Below are 18583 nucleotides of genomic sequence, written 5' to 3' on the forward strand. Positions count from 1 at the left end.
TCTCCCTTTCCAGGATGTCCGCCTCAGTCCCGGGCCTAGCTCATCAGGCGTGGGGAGGGCGTGACAAGGGCCTGGGGATAAATTGGTTTAGACCTATGGGTCACCGCAGGGGCCGTGCGCTAGCGAACATCGGCGGCAGCCTGCCCCGGCATTCCCGCGGGATGGACGGCCGTGAAGTCGTCCTGCGCGCCCAGCACATAAGCCTGCGCCTCGCCGACGTGGAAGTACATCCCGTGCAGGCTCAGAGAGCCCTCGGCCATCCGGCGGCGTACACACGGGTGCCGGCGCAGATGGTCCAACTGCTGCGCGACGTTGGCCAGGCTCAGCCGCTCGGCGTCGTCCGCGTACGGCCGGGAGGCGATCCGGGGGCCGTCTGCTGCCCTTGCCCGCGCCAGGCTCGGCAGCGCGTGCCGCAGCCAGCGCCGCAGCGGAGTGGGCCGTTCGCCGGTGGGTCCAGCGTTCCCCTGCCCGGCCTCCTCGTCGATCAGAGCCTGCATCGCGCCGCAGCCGGAGTGGCCGCACACCGTGATCGACTCGACCCGCAGCACCTCGACCGCGAACTCGATCGCCGCCGCGACGGAGTCGTCGGGCAGGGCGCCGTCCCCGCTCTCGTCCGGCGGCGGCACCAGGTTCCCCACGTTGCGCACCGTGAACAGGTCGCCCGGCCCGCTCGACGTGATCATGCTGGTGACCACCCGGGAGTCCGCGCACGTGAGGAAGAGCTGGGTGGGCCGCTGCCCCTCGCGGGCCAGCCGCGCCAGCTCCTCGCGCACCCGCGGCGCGGTGTTGCGCTGGAAGTTGCTGATCCCGCTGAGCAGCCGGTGGGCCGGGGCGGGCCGTTCCGGTGCGGAGACACAGCAGTGGTTGCGCCACGGCGTCCACGGGTGGCAGTGGTGCGATGCGGCCGGTTCGGCGATGCGGTGGCCCGCGGCGGAGATCAGCTCCGCGGCGCCGCCGTACGCGATGTGCGCCTGGCGCCACTCCTGCAGTGTCTCGTACGCGGCGTGGTCCATGAACGAGCCGGTCAGCTCCACCTGCGCGGTCGCACCCCGCGGCACCTGGGCGAGCACCCGGCTCAGCCGCGGGACGGCAAGGAAGGTGAGCTGCCCGCCCACCCGCACGAGGAACGTCTCCCCGGGGGCCTCCCGGGTCCCGCTCGTCGCGTCCGGTACCGCACCCCCGTCGTGCCGCTCCAGCGTGACCCGCGTACGGGAGAGCCGGTGCAGCGACACCGCCACCGCCACCGCGATCCCCACCGCGACGCCCTCCAGCACGCCCAGCAGGACGACGGCGGCCAAGGTGGCCGCGTACACGAGGATCTCCCGGTGCCGCCGCACCGACCGCACGTGGCTGATCTTCACCATCTGGATGCCGACCACCATCACCAGCGCTCCCAGAGCCGCCAGCGGGATCAGCTCCAGCATCCCCACCAGCAGTAGCGACGCCAGCACCACCCACACGCCGTGCAGCACGGCGGACCGGCGACCGACCGCCCCCGCCGCGACGTTCGCCGAACTGCGCACCGCGACGCCGGTCACGGGCAGTCCGCCCAGCAGTCCCGCGAGGAAGTTGCCGGCACCCTGCGCGCGCAGCTCCCGGTCGAGGTCGGCGCGCGGGACGGGGTGCCCGCCGCCGCGTGCCACCGCGAGCTTGTCGACCGCCACCGCGGACAGCAGCGACTCCACGCTGGCCACGAGCGTGATCGTCAGCACCGCGGTCACCAGCCCCGGCACCGGCCCGTCCGGCATCCCCGCGAGCGCGTGACTGCTCCAGGACGGCAGGTCGACGCGTGGCAGCCGCAGCCCGGCGAGGGCGGCGAACCCGGTCGCGAGCACGATGGCGGCCAGCGCCCCCGGTACGTACCGCAGAAAATCCGTGCCCCGCCCGCGCAGCCGCGGCCATCCGAGCAGCACGATGACGACGACGGCGCTCACCGACACCGCACCCGCGTGCAGGTCGGCGAGCTGCCCGGGCAGCGCCAGGAAGTTGTCGACCGGCGAGCTCTGCGGGCTGCCGCCGAGGACGACGTGCAACTGGGCGAGGGCGATGGTCACCCCGATGCCGGCGAGCATGCCGTGCACGATGGCCGGGCTGACCGCCAGCGCCGCACGGGCCACCCTGAGCGCGCCGAGTGCGAGCTGCGCGAGCCCGGCGACGGCGGTGATCCCGCACGTGACGCGCCAGCCGTACAGCTGGATGAGGTCGGCCATGACCACGGTCAGCCCGGCCGCGGGCCCGCTGACCTGCAGCGGCGCCCCGCCGATCAGGCCGATGACGATGCCGCCCACGGCCGCGGACAGCAGCCCGGCCTGCAGCGGGGCGCCGGTCGCGAGCGCGATGCCGAGGGAGAGCGGCAGGGCGATGAGGAAGACGGTCACGGAGGCGGAGAGGTCCGCGGCGAAGGGCCGCCGGGGTGCGGTGCGTTCGGGGGGAGCGGTGGGGCCGGGAACGGCGATGTGCCCGGCGGGCTTCGCGGGTGCGGCATCCGTGTGTTCCGGGTGGTGTCCGGGATCGTGTTCCGGCTCCTTCGCGCGCTCGGCGGAGGGGCTTTCCAGGGGCGTCGGGCGTCCTGCGGGCATGTGGCGTCTCCTCGATGCGGAGGGGGCGTCGTGCAGCACGGGCACACGGGTTGCATCACTCAGTGTGACGGTTCGGTGACCCTCAAGGTTGAGTAAATGAATCGTAATGCCGCGTAAAGAGTGAGCGAAGTGTTTTGCGCTGGTCGGCCCACTTCTCCCATCCATCGAGTGAATACAGAGAGATAATCTGAATTCCCGGTTATCCCTCTTTCTGAGAGTGCGGCGAGAAATCGCGCGCATGCGGCCATTCGAGTCAGCGTCCCTGGCGGCGTCGGGAAGAGGTGGGAGCTTTGTTCGGAACATGGCGGGCGGCCGTGGGAATCTGCGGCGTCCTCGCACTCGGCGGCGTGGCGGTCGCCGGCTGTTCTCCCGGGACGGGACCGGAAGGCGATGCGCAGCGTTCACGGAGCGATGGCGAGGCACCCGGCAAGACGCGGCCGGTGAAGCTCATCGGCGACGGCTCCACGGCCTTTACCGGCGCCCAGCCCAACCAGCCCACGATCGGCCGGATGACAGCCGGCACCAGGCCGCCGCAGTTCGTCGTCTTCTCCTGGGACGGCGCCGGCGAGGACGGCCAGCGGCTCTTCTCCCACTTCCGCAAGGTGGCGCGCGAGAACGACGCGGCGATGACGTACTTCCTCAGCGGCGTGTACGTGCTGCCGCGGGACAAGCGCATGGAGTACGCGCCCCCCGGCCGTCCCCGCGGGGCCTCCGACATCGGCTACCTGGACGAGGAGGAGGTCGTCGCCACCCTGGCGCAGGTGCGCGGGGCGTGGCTGGAGGGCAGCGAGATCGGCACCCACTTCAACGGCCACTTCTGCGGCCGTACAGGCGTCGCGAGCTGGTCGAAGGAGGACTGGAAGAGCGAGATCGCGCAGGCCAAGCAGTTCGTGCAGCACTGGAAGACGAACACCGGCCGGAAGAAGGCCGATCCGCTTCCCTTCGACTACGACAAGGAGCTGGTCGGCGGTCGCGCCCCCTGCCTGGAGGGGCAGAAGAACCTCATGAAGGCCGCCAAGGAGATGGGTTTCCGCTATGACACCAGCGGTGTCAGCAGTCAGGTGTGGCCCAGGAAGAAGGAGGGCCTCTGGGACCTGTCCTTGCAGGAGGTCCCGTTCCCCGGCCGCTCCTTCGAAGTCGTGAGCATGGACTACAACTTCATGGCCAACCAGTCGGGCACCGCCTATGCGCCCTCCGCCCAGCACGCGGCCTTCGAACGGCAGATGCGCGAGGGGCTACTGGCGGGTTTCGAGCGCGCGTACACGACCAACCGCGCGCCCCTCATCATCGGCAACCACTTCGAGAGCTGGAACGGCGGCGCGTACATGCGCGCCGTAGAGGACACCATCAAGACCGTCTGCCCCAAGAAGGACGTGCACTGTGTCTCCTTCCGGCAGTTGGTGGACTGGCTGGACGCCCAGGACCCGGAGATGCTCGCCAGGCTGCGCACGCTGGACGTGGGCGAAGAGCCGGCGAAGGGCTGGGAGAAGTTCCTGTCGCCGAAGGCGAAGCGGGGCAGCGCGCGGCGCGCCGGAGAGCCGGCGGGGTCCGCGCGGAAGGACCACGCCGGCACCACGCACGCCAAGCAGCCTCAGGCGGGCTGAGGAGCGGCGGCCGTGCCCTGTGCGGCGGGGAGAGTCCGCAGGTGCGCGGCCTCGCCCAGGACGAAGCCGGGGTCGATCTGGTCCCTCAGATCGGCTCCGGTCTTCGCGTTGCCCCAGCTCTCCGCGTTCTTGCGGTGGAAGTGCACCATCTGGTCGGTGTAACGGGCCCAGTCGCGCCGCTCGTACGACGCGTCCACGGCTCCGTACAGCTTCCGCAACACCTGCGCGGCAGGCTCCTCCAGCCGCGCGAACGCCGGCGGGCGGCCCTTCTCCATCGACCGCACCCAGTCCGAATGCGGGAAGGCGGCCAGCAGGTCGGCGCCCACCTCCGCGCGCAGGAACTCCAGATCGTCCGGGCCCTGGATCTTGTTGCCGACGACGCGCAGGGCGACGTCGAAGTCGCGGGCGTACTCCTTGTACTGACGGTAGACGGAGACGCCCTTGCGGGTGGGCTCGGCGACGAGGAAGGTCATGTCGAAGCGCGTGAACATCCCGGAGGCGAAGGAGTCGCTGCCCGCCGTCATGTCGACGACGACGTACTCCTCGCGCCCGTCGACCAGGTGGTTGAGGCACAACTCCACCGCGCCGGTCTTGGAGTGGTAGCACGCCACGCCGAGGTCGGCCTCGGTGAACGGGCCGGTGACCATCAGGCGTACGGAGCCGTTGTCCAGCCGCACGGGGTGCGCGCAGGCGGCGTACACCGGATTGTCCCCGGTGACCGTGAGCAGGCGGGAACCCGTTCCGGGGGGCGTTGTCTTGATCATGCCCGCGGCGTCCGCGATCCGCGGGTTGGTGCCGCGCAGGTGTTCCTTGATGAGCGGGAGATGCGCGCCGAGCGCGGGCAGCCGGGCGGCCTCCTCCTCGTCGAGCCCGAGGGCGGTGCCCAGGTGCTGGTTGATGTCCGCATCGACGGCGAGCACCGGGCGACCGGTGCCGGCGAGATGCCGGACGAACAGGGACGACAGGGTGGTCTTGCCGCTGCCGCCCTTTCCCACGAAAGCGATCTTCATGTTCAGGAACGGTAGCGGGATCCTGCCCCGCGGTCGGGGAAAGGGCTGCACAAGTCCACTCCATCGGGTTGCGTAGTCTCGTACGCATGACGAGCGTGACCGACCCGCTGGCGGCCCTGAGCACCCTCCCGGGAGTGGAGGAGGCGGTGTCCTCTGTAAGGAGGGCGGTCGATCGCGTCTACGGGCACCGGGTCATGCGGCGGCGCAGCAACGAGGTGTCGGCGGAGGCGGCGCTGCGCGGGGCGCGGGCCTCGGCGGCGCTGTCGGGCGCGGACTGGGCGCTGGAGGAGGTACGCCGGCGCAGCGACTTCTCCGGTGCGGGGGAGCCGCGGACCGTGGGCGGGGCGCTGCGGGCGAGTGCCGAGGCGGGACAGCTGCTGAGCACCTGGCGGCAGTCGCCGATGCAGGTGCTGGCGCGGCTGCACGTGGTGGTGTCGGGAGGTACGGGGGATCCGGCCGCGGGGGCGGGGGACGCCGGCGTGGATCCGGCCGAGGCGGTGGGACGTCCGCGGCTGGCGGGCGAGAGCGTCACGGAACCGGGTGCGGAACTGCCGTCGCCGCTGCCGGGCGCCGCGGAGGCGGCGGCGCGGCTGGATGCGCTCGCGGCCCTGGTCGTCGCGGGCTCGTCCGCTCCGGCGCTGGTCATGGCCGCGGTGGTGCACGGTGAGCTGCTGACGCTGCGGCCGTTCCGCACCGGCAACGGGCTGGTCGCGCGGGCCGCCGAGCGGATCGTGCTCGTCGGCAGCGGGCTGGACCCGAAGGCGGTCTGCCCGGCCGAGGTGGGGCACGCGGAGCAGGGCCGCGGGGAGTACGGGACGGCGCTGGCGGGCTACGCGAGCGGGACCCCGGAGGGCGTCGCGGGGTGGATCGCGCACTGCGGCCGCGCGGTTGAGCTGGGCGCGCGGGAGAGCACGGCGGTCTGCGAGGCGCTGCAGCGGGGAGCGGCGTAGCCGCGGGGCCGTACGGTCCTGCGGGCACAGAGTTGCGGCGGCACCCTTTCAGGCACCGCCGCCATCTCATGTCCGCCGGGGTACCAGTGCGTGCAGAACTCTTTGCCCATCAGGCCCGGCACCCGTCCGTTGCCTGGTGTGGCGGTCCCTATTCGAGGGATCGACGTCGCGTGGGTTCCCGACTTCCATGTGCGGTCCGCGGGACCGTGGTTGACGGGGATCCTTTACGGAGCCCCTGATCTCGCGGGCCGTAATTCCTTTGTACTCCTACGGGCCGCGAGAGGGAAGCCCGGCGCCCAGTTATTTACTTTCACCTGCAAATGCTAGCGAAGGTAACTTATCGGGCGAACCGGAATCTGTGCAGGTGGCGCCGGTCTTCAGGGGCTCAGGCCGCCTGGACGCGGCGGCGGTACGCGTACCAGACCACTCCGGCCGCGGTCGCCGCCGCCAGCCCTGCGGCGGCGGCCAGCACCGGCCGGGAGGGCAGCGAGAACTGCGGCAGCCGCTGCTTCAGCCGTACCGGCCGGGCGAACGACAGCACCGGCCAGCCGTGCTGCTCCGCCTCCCGCCGCAGCGCGCGGTCCGGGTTGACGGCGAAGGGGTGGCCGACGGTCTGCAGGAGGGGCACGTCCGTGATCGAGTCGCTGTACGCGTACGAGCGCGCGAGGTCGTACCCCTCGGCCGCGGCCAGCTCCCGCACCGCCTCCGCCTTGGCGGGGCCGTAGGCGTAGTAGTCGATCTCGCCGGTGTAGCGGCCGTTCTCGACGACCATCCGGGTGGCGATCGTGCGGTCCGCGCCGAGCAGCTCGCCGATGGGCTCGACCACCTCGGCGCCCGAGCTGCTGACGATGACGACGTCGCGGCCGGCGAGGTGGTGGTCCTCGATGAGGGAGGCGGCCTCGTCGTAGATGATCGGGTCGATGATGTCGTGGAGGGTCTCGGCCACGATGTCGCTCACCTGGGCCACGTTCCAGCCGCGGCAGAGGTCGGAGAGATAGGCGCGCATGCGCTCGGTCTGCTCGTGGTCGGCGCCGCCCAGGAGGTAGAGGAACTGAGAGTAGGCGGATCGGAGTACAGCCCTCCGGTTGATCAGCCCGCCGGCGTAGAAGGAGCGGCTGAAGGTCAGCGTGCTCGACTTCGCAATGACCGTCTTGTCCAGATCGAAGAAGGCGGCTGTCCTGGGCAACGAGTGGTTTTCCACGAGTGCGAGCATAGGCGCCCACCATTCGGCGTAAGGTGTGGCGCGTGGGTTTGCCTGAGAAGGCTCTCGGGTACACCATGGAAGTCACGGATCGTTCGCGACCGTGCTAACCCGGACCGGCTCCTCCCCCCCCGAGTCGGCCGTGGGGACGACCCCCGCTCTCCCCCCCGGCGGGGGTCGTCGCATGTCCGGACTCCGGTTTTTTCGATTTTTTCTCCGGTTGCGTCGGATCTCCTCCCGCTCTTCCCGGTCTCCCCTTGCTTCGGCCCGTCCTTCGGGCTGTCTTCACGCTGTCGTGAAACTAGACGCATCACCGTGGGTAACCGTTGCCCTTGATCTGCATGCCCCCTCGATCGGGTGACGAAGTTGTCCACAACTGGTGGGTTATCCCCAGATCCTGACCAAGATCCACGAGATGGGCGGCGGCGGGGCACCGTGGGAGCCGGAAGAGGGCCGGGTGCTGTCGCGGAAGGCGGTGGCGCGGGCCGAGGCGGACGGCGTGCCGGGTGGTGCGGCGGGTGGAACGGGGAGGCGGCGTGATGAGCCGGGTGCGGGGCGGCGGACTGCGGGGCGGTGGACTGCGAAGCGGCGGGCTGTCCGGCGGTGGGCACGGAGCCGGGGCTGCGGGGCGTCCCGGCGGCGGTGGTGCGTCGGGGGGTGAGGCGGGCGCGAGAGCCGGTTCCGGGGGTGGCGCCGGCGACGACGGCGGCGACGGGCGGCCGCTGGTCGTCACCGAGGACGAGGACCTCCTCGACGACCTGCTGCGCCTGTGCGCCGCGGCGGGTACGCAGGCGGAGGTCTCTCATGCACCCGGGCGGCAGGACTGGGCCGCGGCGCCGCTGGTGCTGGTCGGGGACGACAGCGCCGGCCGGCTGGCGGCGGCGGGGCAGGCCCGGCGGGGCGGTGTGATGCTCGTCGGCCGGGATCAGGACGACCCGGGGGTGTGGGAGCGGGCGGTGGCGGTCGGCGCCGAGCAGGTGCTCGTGCTGGGGGATGCGGAGACGGAGCTGGTGGACCGGATCGCCGACGCCGCGGAGGGGGCAGGCGCGCAGGCCCGCACGGTCGGCGTCGTCGGCGGCCGGGGTGGCGCCGGGGCGTCCACGCTGGCCTGCGCGCTCGCGGTGACCGCGGCGCGGGCCGGGCGGCGGACGGTGCTGGTCGACGCAGATCCGCTGGGCGGCGGGCTCGACGTGCTGCTCGGCGGTGAGGAGGCGGAAGGGCTGCGCTGGCCGGCCTTCGCGTCGTCGCGGGGACGGATCGCCGGAGCGGCCCTGGAGGAGTCGCTGCCGCGGCTGCACGATCTGCGGTTTCTGAGCTGGGACCGGGGCGGCGGCGAGGCGGGGACGGTACCGGTGGCACCGGAGGCGATGCGCTCCGTGCTGGCGGCGGCCCGCCGGAGGGGCGGGGCCGTCGTGGTCGATCTGCCGCGGCGGGTGGACGAGCCGGTGGCCGAGGCGCTGGCTCAGGTGGACGTGGGGCTGCTGGTGGTGCCGGCCGAGGTGCGCGCGGTCGCGGCGGCGCACCGGGTGGCCGAGGGCGTACGGATGGTGCTGGGCGATCTGCGTGTGGTGGTCCGGCTCCCGGCGCGGGGCGGTCTGAGGGCCGAGGACGTCGCCGATCTCCTGGGCCTCCCGCTGGCCGGCGAACTCCCCGTGGAACCGGGCCTGTCGCAGGCCGCCGATTCCGGCGCCCCTCCCCCGGGCGCCCGCCCGCGTACCCCGCTGGCCCGCTTCTGCACGGACTTCTGGTCCCGGGCGATGCCCGGCACGAGCACGGAGGGGGCCGCGGCATGAGGCGCACGGAGCAGGATGCGCCCGGGGCGGTCGCGGGGTCCGGGTGGACCCGGCCGCGGTACGGGCGGGACGCGCACGGCGGCCGGGACGCCGGGCGGGGGGTCGTCGATCCGGCTTCCGCGGCCTCAGGGGGCGGGCAGCCGGGCCGGGGTGCCGGGCGTGCGCCTGTCCGTGTCGTGATGCGGCCGGTGGTCCTCCGCGACGCGGACCCGCCGGGGCCCGTAGCCGAGGATGCGCTCCCGTCCGGAGGGGCCGCCGGCGGTGACGGGGAAACCCCTGTCGTGTCGGGGCAGTTGGTGGAGGCCGTGCGCCGGCGGCTGGCCGAGAGCGGCGGGGAGCCGACGCCCGCCGGGGTGGCCGCCGCGCTGCGGCGGGAGGGGCGGCTGCTCGGCGACACCGAGGTGCTGGCCATCGTGGGCGCGCTGCGTTCGGAGATGATCGGCAGCGGGCCGCTGGAGCCTCTGCTGGCCCGGCCGGACGTCACCGACGTGCTTGTCACCGCGCCTGACGAGGTCTGGGTGGACCGGGGGTGCGGTCTGGAGCGGGTCGACGTGCGGTTCGCGGACGCCGATGCCGTACGGCGTCTGGCGCAGCGACTTGCCGCCGTCGCGGGGCGGCGGCTCGACGACGCCCGTCCCTGGGTCGACGCCCGGTTGCCCGACGGCACGCGGCTGCACGCGGTCCTGCCGCCGGTGGCGGTGGGGTCGGCCTGTCTGTCGCTGCGCGTGGTGCGGCGGCGGGCGTTCGGACTCGCGGAGCTTGCCGCCGCCGGGACGGTGCCGCCGGGCGGCGAGGGACTCCTGCGCGGACTCCTCGACGCCCGGCTGTCGTTCCTGGTCAGTGGCGGGACGGGCAGCGGCAAGACGACGCTGCTGAGCGCATTGCTGTCGCTGGTGCGGCGGGACGAGCGGATCGTGCTGGCGGAGGAGTCGGCCGAGTTGCGGCCGGATCACCCCCACGTCGTACGCCTCGAAGCCCGACCCGCCAACCAGGAGGGCGTCGGCGAGGTGACGCTGCAGGACCTCGTGCGGCAGGCGCTGCGGATGCGCCCCGACCGACTGGTCGTGGGCGAGGTGCGGGGCCGCGAGGTCGTCGATCTCCTGGCCGCGCTCAACACGGGCCACGAGGGCGGCTCGGGCACCGTCCACGCGAACGCGGCGGGCGACGTGCCCGCGCGGCTTGAGGCGCTGGGGGCGGTCGCGGGCCTCGACCGGCCCGCTCTGCACAGCCAGTTGGCGGCGGCGGTGTCGGTGCTGCTCCACCTGGTGCGCGACCGGCGGGGGCGGCGGCGTATCGCGGAGGTCCACGTCCTGGAGCGGGACGGCGCGGGGCTGGTGACCGCGGTGCCCGCGGTGGTGTGGACGGCCGCGGGGTTCGCGCGGCGGGCCGGGTGGCCGCGGCTGGAGCGGCTGTTGGAGCGGGGCGGGGGAGCGGAGTGAGCGGGGAGGTCACGGCGGTGGTGCCGGTGTGCGGAGCGGCCCTGTGCGCGGGGGCGGCCGTGGTGCTCGGCGGCGGGCGGAGGCCCGCGGTGCGGCGCGCCCGGGCGCTGCTGGGGGCGCCGGTGAGTGCGGTGCGCCAGGGGCCCCGGCGGGTCGCCGGGGTCGTACGGACGTGGGCCGGGCGGCGCGAGGTGTGGTGCCTGCCGGCCGGTGGCGCGGTGGCGCTGCTGGGTGCGTCGTGGCTGCCGTTGCTCGCGGGGGCGGCGGCGGTGCCGCTCGTCGGGCGGCGGCTGCGCGCCCGGGAGCGCCGTGGGGTGGAGGCGCGCCGGGCGGCGGCCGTGGTCGAGCTGTGCGCGGCGGTGGCGGGCGGGCTGCGGGCCGGCCGGCAGCCCGCCGAGGCGCTGCTCGCCGCTGCACCCGGCGGTCCTGCGGGCGGGCCGGAGGTGCTGGCCGCCACGCGGTTCGGCGGTGACGTGCCGGGCGCCCTGCGCGCGGCGGCCGGCGCGCCCGGGGCGCAGGGACTGGCGGGCGTCGCCGCGTGCTGGCAGGTGGCCGCGGGCGGCGGCGCAGGTCTCGCGGACGGACTGGACCGGGTGGCGGCGGCGTTGCGCGCGCAGCGGGACGGACGGGACGAGTTGCAGGCCCAGTTGGCGGGCCCGCGGGCGACGGCCCTGCTGCTGGCCCTGCTGCCCGGCTTCGGGCTGCTGATGGGCTCGGCGCTCGGCGCCGCGCCGCTGCGGGTGCTGCTGCACACGCCGGCGGGGCTGGTCTGCCTGGTCGTGGGCGGTCTGCTGGAGTGGGCGGGGCTGGCCTGGGTGGGCCGGATCGTGCGGGGTGCCCATGCGCGCTGAGTTCATCCACAGCCTGTGGACAACGTTTTCCGTCCTGGCCGCCGCGTTCTGTGCGGCGGATGCGGCCCTCTCCTCCTGGCGCGCACGTGCCGCGCGGCGCCGGCTCCCCGCCGTGCCGGGTCCCGTCGCGCCGCCCGCGCGGCCGGAGCCGTCCGGGTGGCCCGGCGCCCGGCGGCTGCCGGCCGTGGCGCGGCTCCGGGGCCCGGTGACCCGGTGGGGACCGGGCCTGCTGGCGGGCGTGGCGGTCCTCATCTTCGTCGGCGGGGCGGTCGGCGCGGTGGCGGGACTCGCCGCCGCGTACGGCATACGGCGGTGGCAGCGCCGGACCGCCACCGTCGCACGACGCGACGCCGGCATACGGACCGGGCCCGACCTCGCGCTGGCGGCCGACCTCCTCGCCGCCTGCCTCGCCGCCGGCGCGGAGCCGCGGGAAGCCGCCGCGGAGGTGGGCCGCTCGCTGGGCGGCCCGGTCGGCTCGCGGCTGGCGCAGGGCGCGGCCGAGCTGCGCCTCGGCGCCGCCCCGCACGCGGCCTGGGGACCCCTTGCGGAACTCCCGGGCGGGGAACGCCTGGCCGGCTGGCTGGAGCAGGCGGGCCATGCGGGCGTACCGGTGGTCGACGCGGTCTCCCGGCTGGCCGCCGAGTGCCGGGCGGAGGAGACACGTGCGGCGGCGGCCCGCGCCCGCCGGGCGGGCGTCAGGGTGGCCGGCCCGCTGGGGCTGTGCTTCCTGCCCGCGTTCCTGGCGGTCGGGGTGGCGCCGGTGGTGATGGGCCTGGCGGCGCAGTTGCTGGGCGGCAGTGCATGACGGACACGGATACGGATACGGAGACACGGGGGTCGAGATGGCCGGCAGGTTCGTTCGGAGGGTGCGCGCGTGCGCACGGAGGCTCGGCGGGGACGCGGGGATGACGACGTCCGAGTACGCGGTGGGCACGATCGCCGCGGTCGCGTTCGCGGCGATCTTGTACAAGGTGGTGACGAGCGATGCGGTCAGCGGTGCGCTGCAGTCGGTGGTGGAACGCGCGCTGGACGTTCCGTTCTGACCCGGACGCCGGCCCGCGGCCGGATGCGGACGCCGGCCCGCGGGCCCGCCGGATGCGGGCGGATACGGGGTTCGTCACCGCGGAGGCGGCGGTGGCCGTACCGGCGCTGGTGTTCCTCGCTCTCGGGCTCGTCTGGGCGCTGATGGCCGCCGCCGCGCAGATCCAGTGCGTGGACGCCGCCCGTGCGGGCGCGCGGGCCGCCGCCCGGGGCGAGTCCTCCGCCGACGTACGCGGGGCCGCCCTGGCGGCGGCTCCCCGGCGGGCGGACGTGGCGGTGGCGCGGGACGGCGATCTGGTGCGCGTCCGGGTACGGGCGGCGGCGCCCGGGCCGGGGTCGTTGTCCCTGGAGCTCGGAGGGGAGGCGGTCGCCCTTGAGGAAGAGACCGTTCGATGACCGGGGCGGGGCGACCGTGTGGTCGGCGCTGGCGTGCTTCGCGCTGTGCGCGGTGTTCGCCGCCGCGCTGGGCCTGGGGCAGGCTGTGCACTCCCGCCACCGCGCCGGCGGGGCGGCCGACCTGGCCGCCCTGGCGGCGGCGGACCGGGCGCTGCTCGGCGAGGCGGCGGCGTGCGCCGCGGCCCGCCGGGTGGTGGCGGCGCAGGGCGCCCGCCTGTCGCGGTGCGCGGTGTCCGGGGAGGTCGCGGACGTGGTGGCGGCGGCGCGTACCGGCCGCTTCACCGCCGAGGTCCGCGCTCGCGCCGGCCCGCCGTCGCCGGTCGGTTCAAATTCCCCGCCGGGGTTGCGGTAGAGCGCGCTCCAGCCCTCAGACTCCGGTTTCGGCAGACACACGAAAGGACTCCGCATGAAGTACCGCACGATCGGTGCCGACCCGCAGCGCCGCCGCGAGGTCAGCGTGCTCAGCCTCGGCGCGATGCTGTTCGGCACCGCGACCGACGAGGAGACCTCGTTCGCGATTCTCGACCGCTACGTCGAAGCCGGCGGCACGTTCGTCGACACCTCGGACAACTACGCGTTCTGGGTCAACGGCCGGCAGGGCGGCGAGAGCGAGAGCCTGCTCGGGCGGTGGCGGCGCAGCCGGGGGATCGGGGACGAGGTGGTCATCGCGACCAAGCTCGGCGCCCGGCCGCTCGCGCCCGGCACCTCGTACGTCGACAACGCCGAGGGCCTGTCGGCGCGGGTGATCCGGCAGTCCTCCGAAGAGAGCCGGCAGCGGCTCGGGGTGGAGAAGCTGGACATCCTGTACGCACACATCGACGACATGACCGTGCCGCAGGAGGAGACCGTCGAGGCGTTCGGCGCGCTCGTCGCGGAGGGCACCGTCGGGCTGCTGGGCGTGAGCAACCAGTGGGTCTGGCGGGTGGAGCGGGCCCGTGCCCATGCGGCAGCGTCCGGCCTCGCCGGCTACGAGCTGCTGCAGTACCACCACACCTACCTGCGCCGCAGGACCGACCTGCCCAGCGAGCTGGACCCGGACGGCTCCCCCGGCGGCGCGGACGGCGCGCTGCTCAGCTACCTGCGCCACAACCCCGGTCTCACGCTCGTCGCGTACTCCCCGCTGCTCGCCGGCGGCTACGTCCGCGCGGACAAGCCGCTCGGGCACGAGCTGGACCACCCGGGGACGCCGGCGCGGCTGGAGGCACTGCGCGCGGTGGCGAAGGAGGCCGGTGCGACGGTCAACCAGGTGGTGCTGTCCTGGCTGATCGGCGGGGACGTGCCGGTGATACCGCTGGTCGGTGCCTCGTCCGTGGCGCAACTGGACGAGAGCCTGGCCGCGGTGGATCTGGAGCTGAGCGAGGAGCAGCGCGCCCGCCTCGACGCCGCCGGCTGATCCCCGGGGAGCGGGGCACCGCCCGGTAGGGCCCGGGGCCCGGACACCCCGGTGCACGAGGACGGGACGCCGGAGGCGGGTGCGGCCGGTCAGCCTTCGGCCGTCCCCACCGCCGCAGTGGACTCCGGCTCCGGCTCCCGCGCCGGGCCCGGCTCCGCCTCCCTCAGCAGCGTCGTCAGCAGCCGCAGCGCCGCCGCCTTGTCCAGGGGGTCGTTGCCGTTGCCGCACTTCGGGGACTGGACGCAGGACGGGCAGCCGCTCTCGCACTCGCAGGCGGCGATCGCCGAGCGGGTCGCGCTGAGCCAGTCGTGGGCGACGCCGAAGGCGCGTTCGGCGAATCCCGCGCCGCCGGGGTGGCCGTCGTAGACGAAGACCGTCGGCAGCAGGGTGTCGCCGTGCAGGGGGACGGAGACGCCGCCGATGTCCCAGCGGTCGCACGTGGCGAAGAGCGGCAGCATGCCGATGGCGGCGTGCTCCGCGGCATGCAGGGCGCCGCCCAACTGCTCCTGGGCGATGTCCGCGGCGTCCAGTTGGTCGTCGGTGACGGTCCACCAGACGGCGCGGGTGCGCAGCGTCCGCGGCGGCAGGTCGAGTTTCGTCTCGCCCATGATCTCGCCGGTGATCAGCCGTCGGCGCAGGAAGGAGACCACGTGGTTGGTGACCTCGACCGACCCGAAGCACAGCCGGGCGTCGCCCCACGGGATCTCGCGCTCGGTCTCCAGCACGGAGACGGAGGTGGTGTCGCGGGCGACGGTGGTGTACGGGGGGTCGGCGCGTTCCACGAGCGCCACGTTGTCCTCCAGGTCCAGGGTGCGGACCACATAGGTCCGGCCCTGGTGGAGGTGGACGGCGCCCTCGTGGACGGTGGTGTGGGAGGCCGCGGCGTCGACGGTGCCGAGCAGGCGGCCGGTGCCGTCCTCGACGACGTCGACGGGACGGCCGCCGCCGCCGCGGATGTCGGTGAGGTCGCAGGCGCGTTCCCGCCGGGTCCAGTGCCAGGCGGCCCCGGGTCCGGCGCCGCGGCGGCGCAAATGCCCGCGGTCGGCGAGCTGCGGCAGCAGCCCGGCGGCCCCGGCGCCGAAGCAGGCGGTGTCGCCGGTGAAGTCGGCGTCGGTCAGCGGCAGTTCGGCGGCGGCGGCGCACAGGTGCGGGGCGAGTACGTACGGGTTGTCGGGGTCCAGCACCGTGGACTCCACCGGCCGGCGGAAGAGCGCCTCCGGGTGGTGCACCAGGTACGTGTCCAGCGGGTCGTCCCGTGCGACCAGCACCGCCAGCGCGCCCTGCCCGGACCGCCCCGCGCGCCCGGCCTGCTGCCAGAGCGAGGCCCGCGTGCCCGGGTAGCCGGCGATCAGCACGGCGTCCAGCCCCGAGACGTCCACGCCCAGTTCCAGCGCGGACGTCGCGGCCAGCCCCAGCAGCTCGCCGGAGTGCAGCGCGGCCTCCAGGGCCCGCCGCTCGTCCGCCAGATAGCCGCCGCGGTAGGCGGCGACCCGGTCCGCCAGTGCCCTGTCGACGGCCGCCAGCCGGTCCTGGGCGATCATCGCGACCAGCTCCGCGCCGCGCCGGGAGCGGACGAAGGCGACGGTCCGTACGTCCGCGACCGCCAGGTCCGTCAGCAGTTCCGCGCACTCCGCCGTGGCCGTGCGCCGCACCGGTGCGCCCCGCTCGCCGTGCAGCTCCGTCAGCGGCGGCTCCCACAGGGCGAACGCGACCTCCCCGCGCGGCGACGCGTCGTCCGTGACCTCCGCCACGACCCGCCCGGTCAGCCGCTCCGCCGACAGCCCCGGCTCGGCGGCCGTGGCGGAGGCGAGGAGGAAGACGGGGTCGGCGCCGTAGCGGGCGCAGAGCCGGCGCAGCCGCCGTACGACCTGGGCGACGTGGGAGCCGAAGACGCCGCGGTAGGTGTGGCACTCGTCGATGACGACGTAGCGCAGGGCGCGCAGGAAGGAGGACCACCGGGAGTGGGCCGGGAGTATGCCGCGGTGCAGCATGTCGGGGTTGGTGAGGACGAGGTTGGCGTAAAGACGCACCCACTCGCGTTCCTCGGCGGGCGTGTCGCCGTCGTAGACGGCCGGGCGCACGGCTTTGCCGAGCGGGGCGGCCAGCGCCTTGACCGCGCGCAACTGGTCCGCGGCCAGCGCCTTCGTCGGCGCCACGTACAGGGCCGTGGCCCCCCGGCCGTTGGGGGCCTCGGAGCCGTCGAGCGCCGCGCTGAGGACGGGCGCCAGATAGGCGAGTGACTTGCCCGACGCCGTGCCGGTGGCGGCGATCACCGACTCGCCCGCGAGGGCGTGTGCCGCCATCCGCGCCTGATGCGCCCACGGCCGCTCGATCCCGGCCGCCTCGATGGCGCCGGCCACTTCCGGCCGGATGCCCGCAGGCCAATCGGCATGGCGTCCGGCGCGCGGGGGCAGGTGCTCCGTATGAGTGATGCGAGCGGCACGGTCGTCCCGGGCGGCGAGCCGGCCCAGGGCGGTGCGGGGCGTGACGTGCGCCGGACCGTTTCCGGCGCCCTCCGCCGCCGTGCGGTCCGCCGCGCCGGGGAGTGCGCCGTCCGCCGGTTCCGCCGGTGTGACGTGCGGTGCGCCGGACCGCGAGCCGGGCCGGGGTCCCGGCCGGGTGCCGTCGGGCGCGGGGGCTGCTCCGGGCCCGTCCGCGTCCCCCCACTCGTTCGCGTCCATCGGCACGAGTGTGTCACCGATGCGACGGACAATGCCCCTAAGGCGTCGTGCACGCCCGGGGGTAAGTGATTGAATGCCATGGCGGATGCCGATCCGTCTCCGGCCGGACGGCGGGGGACGCCCGGGGCAGCCGCTCGCGAAAGGTGCTGGAGGATCCGTGGACCTGTCCCTGTCGACTCGTACCGTGGGCGACCGCACGGTCGTCGAAGTCGGTGGCGAGATTGATGTGTATACCGCCCCCAAGCTGCGCGAGCAGTTGGTCGAGCTGGTCAACGACGGCAGCTACCACCTGGTCGTCGACATGGAGCGGGTCGACTTCCTCGACTCCACCGGCCTGGGCGTCCTCGTCGGCGGACTGAAGCGGGTCCGGGCGCACGAGGGCTCGCTGCGCCTGGTCTGCAACCAGGAGCGCATTCTGAAGATCTTCCGTATCACGGGCCTGACCAAGGTGTTCCCCATCCACACCTCGGTCGACGAAGCCGTCGCCGCGAAGGACTGACACAGGACGCCGTGCAGGCGGAGGGACCGGGCCACGCGCCGGGTCCCTCCGCGGGCTGGCTCCGGTACGGATGCTTCCCGTGGCGATACGGGATGGCGTGGGATGACGTGAAGGGGATGGCATGCCCACCGTTGAATTGCGCTTCAGTGCTCTTCCCGAGCATGTCCGCACGGCCCGCCTGGTGGCGGCCGCGGTCGCGCGCAGGGCGGGTGTGGACGAGGCGGTGCTCGACGAGGTGCGTCTCGCCGTCGGCGAGGCGTGCCTGCGCGCCGTGGGGCTGCACCAGCACAACGGGCTTTCGGGGCCGGTGCGGGTGGTGCTCACCGAGGAGGAGAAGAAGTTCTCCATCGAGGTCGGCGACGACGCGCCGACGGTGGCCCCCGGTCACGTGCCCGCGGCCCGCAGCACGGCCGAGACCCACCCGGATCCGGACGGCGACGGGAGCACGGGCGGCCTGGGCGGGAGCGAATCCGGCATAGACGACGAGATGGGCCTCGCGGTCATCAGCGGGCTGGTCGACGACGTCGAGGTCACCGCGGGCGAGGCCGGCGGCACGATCCGGATGAGCTGGCCGGCCGCCCCCGCCCCCTCGGGCTCCTGACGCGCGCACGGCCTGTCTGAGGGCCGTACGGCGGGCTCTGACGCACGCATGGCCGATCCGGCGCTCACTGGCCACCGGCCCCTCTTACGGCGGATCTGACGCACGCGCAGCGCGCCTCGCGCACGACCGCCGGCCTGGCGTACCCCTGACCGACCCGATCCGGCTGCGGCGTTCCCGACGCGCGTACGGGCCGGCCCGACCCGCACCGCCGGGCACGGCGGCCCGTCCGCCCCTCCCGTCACCCCCCGGGCCTCCTCCGACCCCCCTCTTGACCCGGGCATTTCAAGATCAATGCGCTTCTGAGCAGCGCTTTCTTCATGTTCGTAGATCATTTTCCCGGCATTGCCCCGCCGTTCCCGCGTCCCTCTTTCGAGCGAATTGGCAGAGGTTCCTCGACGCGTTGATCGTTGTCGGAGCCGAATTCCCCCGGGGACGCTCTGTTTTGATCTAGTTCCGCTCCCTAGAATCCGTCCACAACTTGCAGCTCAGGACGCCTGAGCGCTGCGGCCGCCCAAACCCCGACCGCCCATACACGCAGTCGGGGC

16 protein-coding genes are annotated in these 18583 nt (G+C 74.2%); 12 read left to right on the forward strand and 4 right to left on the reverse strand.

Annotated features, from left to right (window positions below; translation table 11 throughout):
- Window positions 1–119 precede the first annotated feature (119 nt).
- Entirely contained in the window at window positions 120–2579 is a 2460-nt protein-coding gene (locus I003_RS0120760; protein WP_027773266.1) for a SulP family inorganic anion transporter, read from the reverse strand.
- Between the two features lie 290 nt (window positions 2580–2869).
- On the opposite strand from I003_RS0120760, the gene I003_RS0120765 reads away from it, so the two are divergent.
- On the forward strand, window positions 2870–4183 hold the full coding sequence (locus tag I003_RS0120765) for a polysaccharide deacetylase family protein (protein ID WP_486584313.1): 1314 nt from the start codon (window positions 2870–2872) through the stop codon (window positions 4181–4183).
- On the opposite strand, the gene I003_RS0120770 is transcribed toward I003_RS0120765, so the two are convergent.
- A complete protein-coding gene (locus I003_RS0120770) occupies window positions 4171–5193 on the reverse strand; it encodes a nucleotide-binding protein (protein ID WP_027773268.1) in 1023 nt (340 codons plus the stop codon). The two genes, I003_RS0120765 and I003_RS0120770, sit on opposite strands and share 13 nt — an antisense overlap.
- An 86-nt stretch (window positions 5194–5279) precedes the next feature.
- Between I003_RS0120770 and I003_RS0120775 the strand changes: the two genes are divergently transcribed.
- Window positions 5280–6143 carry a Fic family protein gene (locus I003_RS0120775; protein WP_037721305.1) on the forward strand — a complete coding sequence of 288 codons (864 nt, stop codon included), beginning with the start codon at window positions 5280–5282 and terminating at the stop codon, window positions 6141–6143.
- Between the two features lie 385 nt (window positions 6144–6528).
- Here the strand turns inward: I003_RS0120775 and I003_RS0120780 are convergent, their stop codons facing one another.
- On the reverse strand, window positions 6529–7356 hold the full coding sequence (locus tag I003_RS0120780; RefSeq protein ID WP_027773270.1) for an HAD family hydrolase: 828 nt from the start codon (window positions 7354–7356) through the stop codon (window positions 6529–6531).
- A 527-nt stretch (window positions 7357–7883) separates the two neighbouring features.
- Between I003_RS0120780 and ssd the strand changes: the two genes are divergently transcribed.
- From ssd to I003_RS0120820, 8 genes are all read left to right on the forward strand, one after another.
- Window positions 7884–9137 (forward strand): septum site-determining protein Ssd, encoded by a 1254-nt coding sequence (gene ssd, locus I003_RS0120785; protein WP_037721306.1) that lies wholly within the window; start codon window positions 7884–7886, stop codon window positions 9135–9137.
- 293 nt (window positions 9138–9430) lie between these two features.
- The gene (locus I003_RS0120790) at window positions 9431–10576 is read left to right on the forward strand and encodes a TadA family conjugal transfer-associated ATPase (protein WP_037721316.1); all 1146 of its coding nucleotides are present in this window, start codon (window positions 9431–9433) and stop codon (window positions 10574–10576) included.
- A complete protein-coding gene (locus I003_RS0120795; RefSeq protein WP_051368360.1) occupies window positions 10573–11427 on the forward strand; it encodes a type II secretion system F family protein in 855 nt (284 codons plus the stop codon). Before I003_RS0120790 ends, I003_RS0120795 begins: the two co-directional genes overlap by 4 nt.
- Complete coding sequence (locus tag I003_RS0120800; RefSeq protein ID WP_027773274.1) at window positions 11411–12232, forward strand: type II secretion system F family protein; 822 nt, start codon at window positions 11411–11413, stop codon at window positions 12230–12232. Before I003_RS0120795 ends, I003_RS0120800 begins: the two co-directional genes overlap by 17 nt.
- A 37-nt stretch (window positions 12233–12269) precedes the next feature.
- A complete protein-coding gene (locus I003_RS0120805; RefSeq protein WP_051368361.1) occupies window positions 12270–12470 on the forward strand; it encodes a DUF4244 domain-containing protein in 201 nt (66 codons plus the stop codon).
- Window positions 12471–12522: 52 nt separating this feature from the next.
- The gene (locus tag I003_RS0120810; protein WP_051368362.1) at window positions 12523–12864 is read left to right on the forward strand and encodes a TadE family type IV pilus minor pilin; all 342 of its coding nucleotides are present in this window, start codon (window positions 12523–12525) and stop codon (window positions 12862–12864) included.
- On the forward strand, window positions 12842–13216 hold the full coding sequence (locus I003_RS0120815) for an Rv3654c family TadE-like protein (protein ID WP_078564226.1): 375 nt from the start codon (window positions 12842–12844) through the stop codon (window positions 13214–13216). Before I003_RS0120810 ends, I003_RS0120815 begins: the two co-directional genes overlap by 23 nt.
- Window positions 13217–13270: 54 nt before the next feature.
- Entirely contained in the window at window positions 13271–14257 is a 987-nt protein-coding gene (locus tag I003_RS0120820; RefSeq protein WP_027773278.1) for an aldo/keto reductase, read from the forward strand.
- An 89-nt stretch (window positions 14258–14346) separates the two neighbouring features.
- Here I003_RS0120820 and I003_RS32765 read toward each other — a convergent pair whose 3' ends face one another.
- On the reverse strand, window positions 14347–16938 hold the full coding sequence (locus I003_RS32765; protein ID WP_051368363.1) for a DEAD/DEAH box helicase: 2592 nt from the start codon (window positions 16936–16938) through the stop codon (window positions 14347–14349).
- A gap of 157 nt (window positions 16939–17095) precedes the next feature.
- Between I003_RS32765 and bldG the strand changes: the two genes are divergently transcribed.
- Both bldG and I003_RS0120835 read left to right on the forward strand, forming a co-directional pair.
- The gene (bldG, locus tag I003_RS0120830) at window positions 17096–17437 is read left to right on the forward strand and encodes an anti-sigma factor antagonist BldG (RefSeq protein ID WP_018835875.1); all 342 of its coding nucleotides are present in this window, start codon (window positions 17096–17098) and stop codon (window positions 17435–17437) included.
- A 121-nt stretch (window positions 17438–17558) separates the two neighbouring features.
- Window positions 17559–18038: an ATP-binding protein gene (locus I003_RS0120835; RefSeq protein WP_027773279.1), complete on the forward strand. Its 480-nt coding sequence runs from the start codon at window positions 17559–17561 to the stop codon at window positions 18036–18038.
- Window positions 18039–18583: the final 545 nt, after the last annotated feature.

The organism is Streptomyces sp. CNQ329, assembly GCF_000482585.1.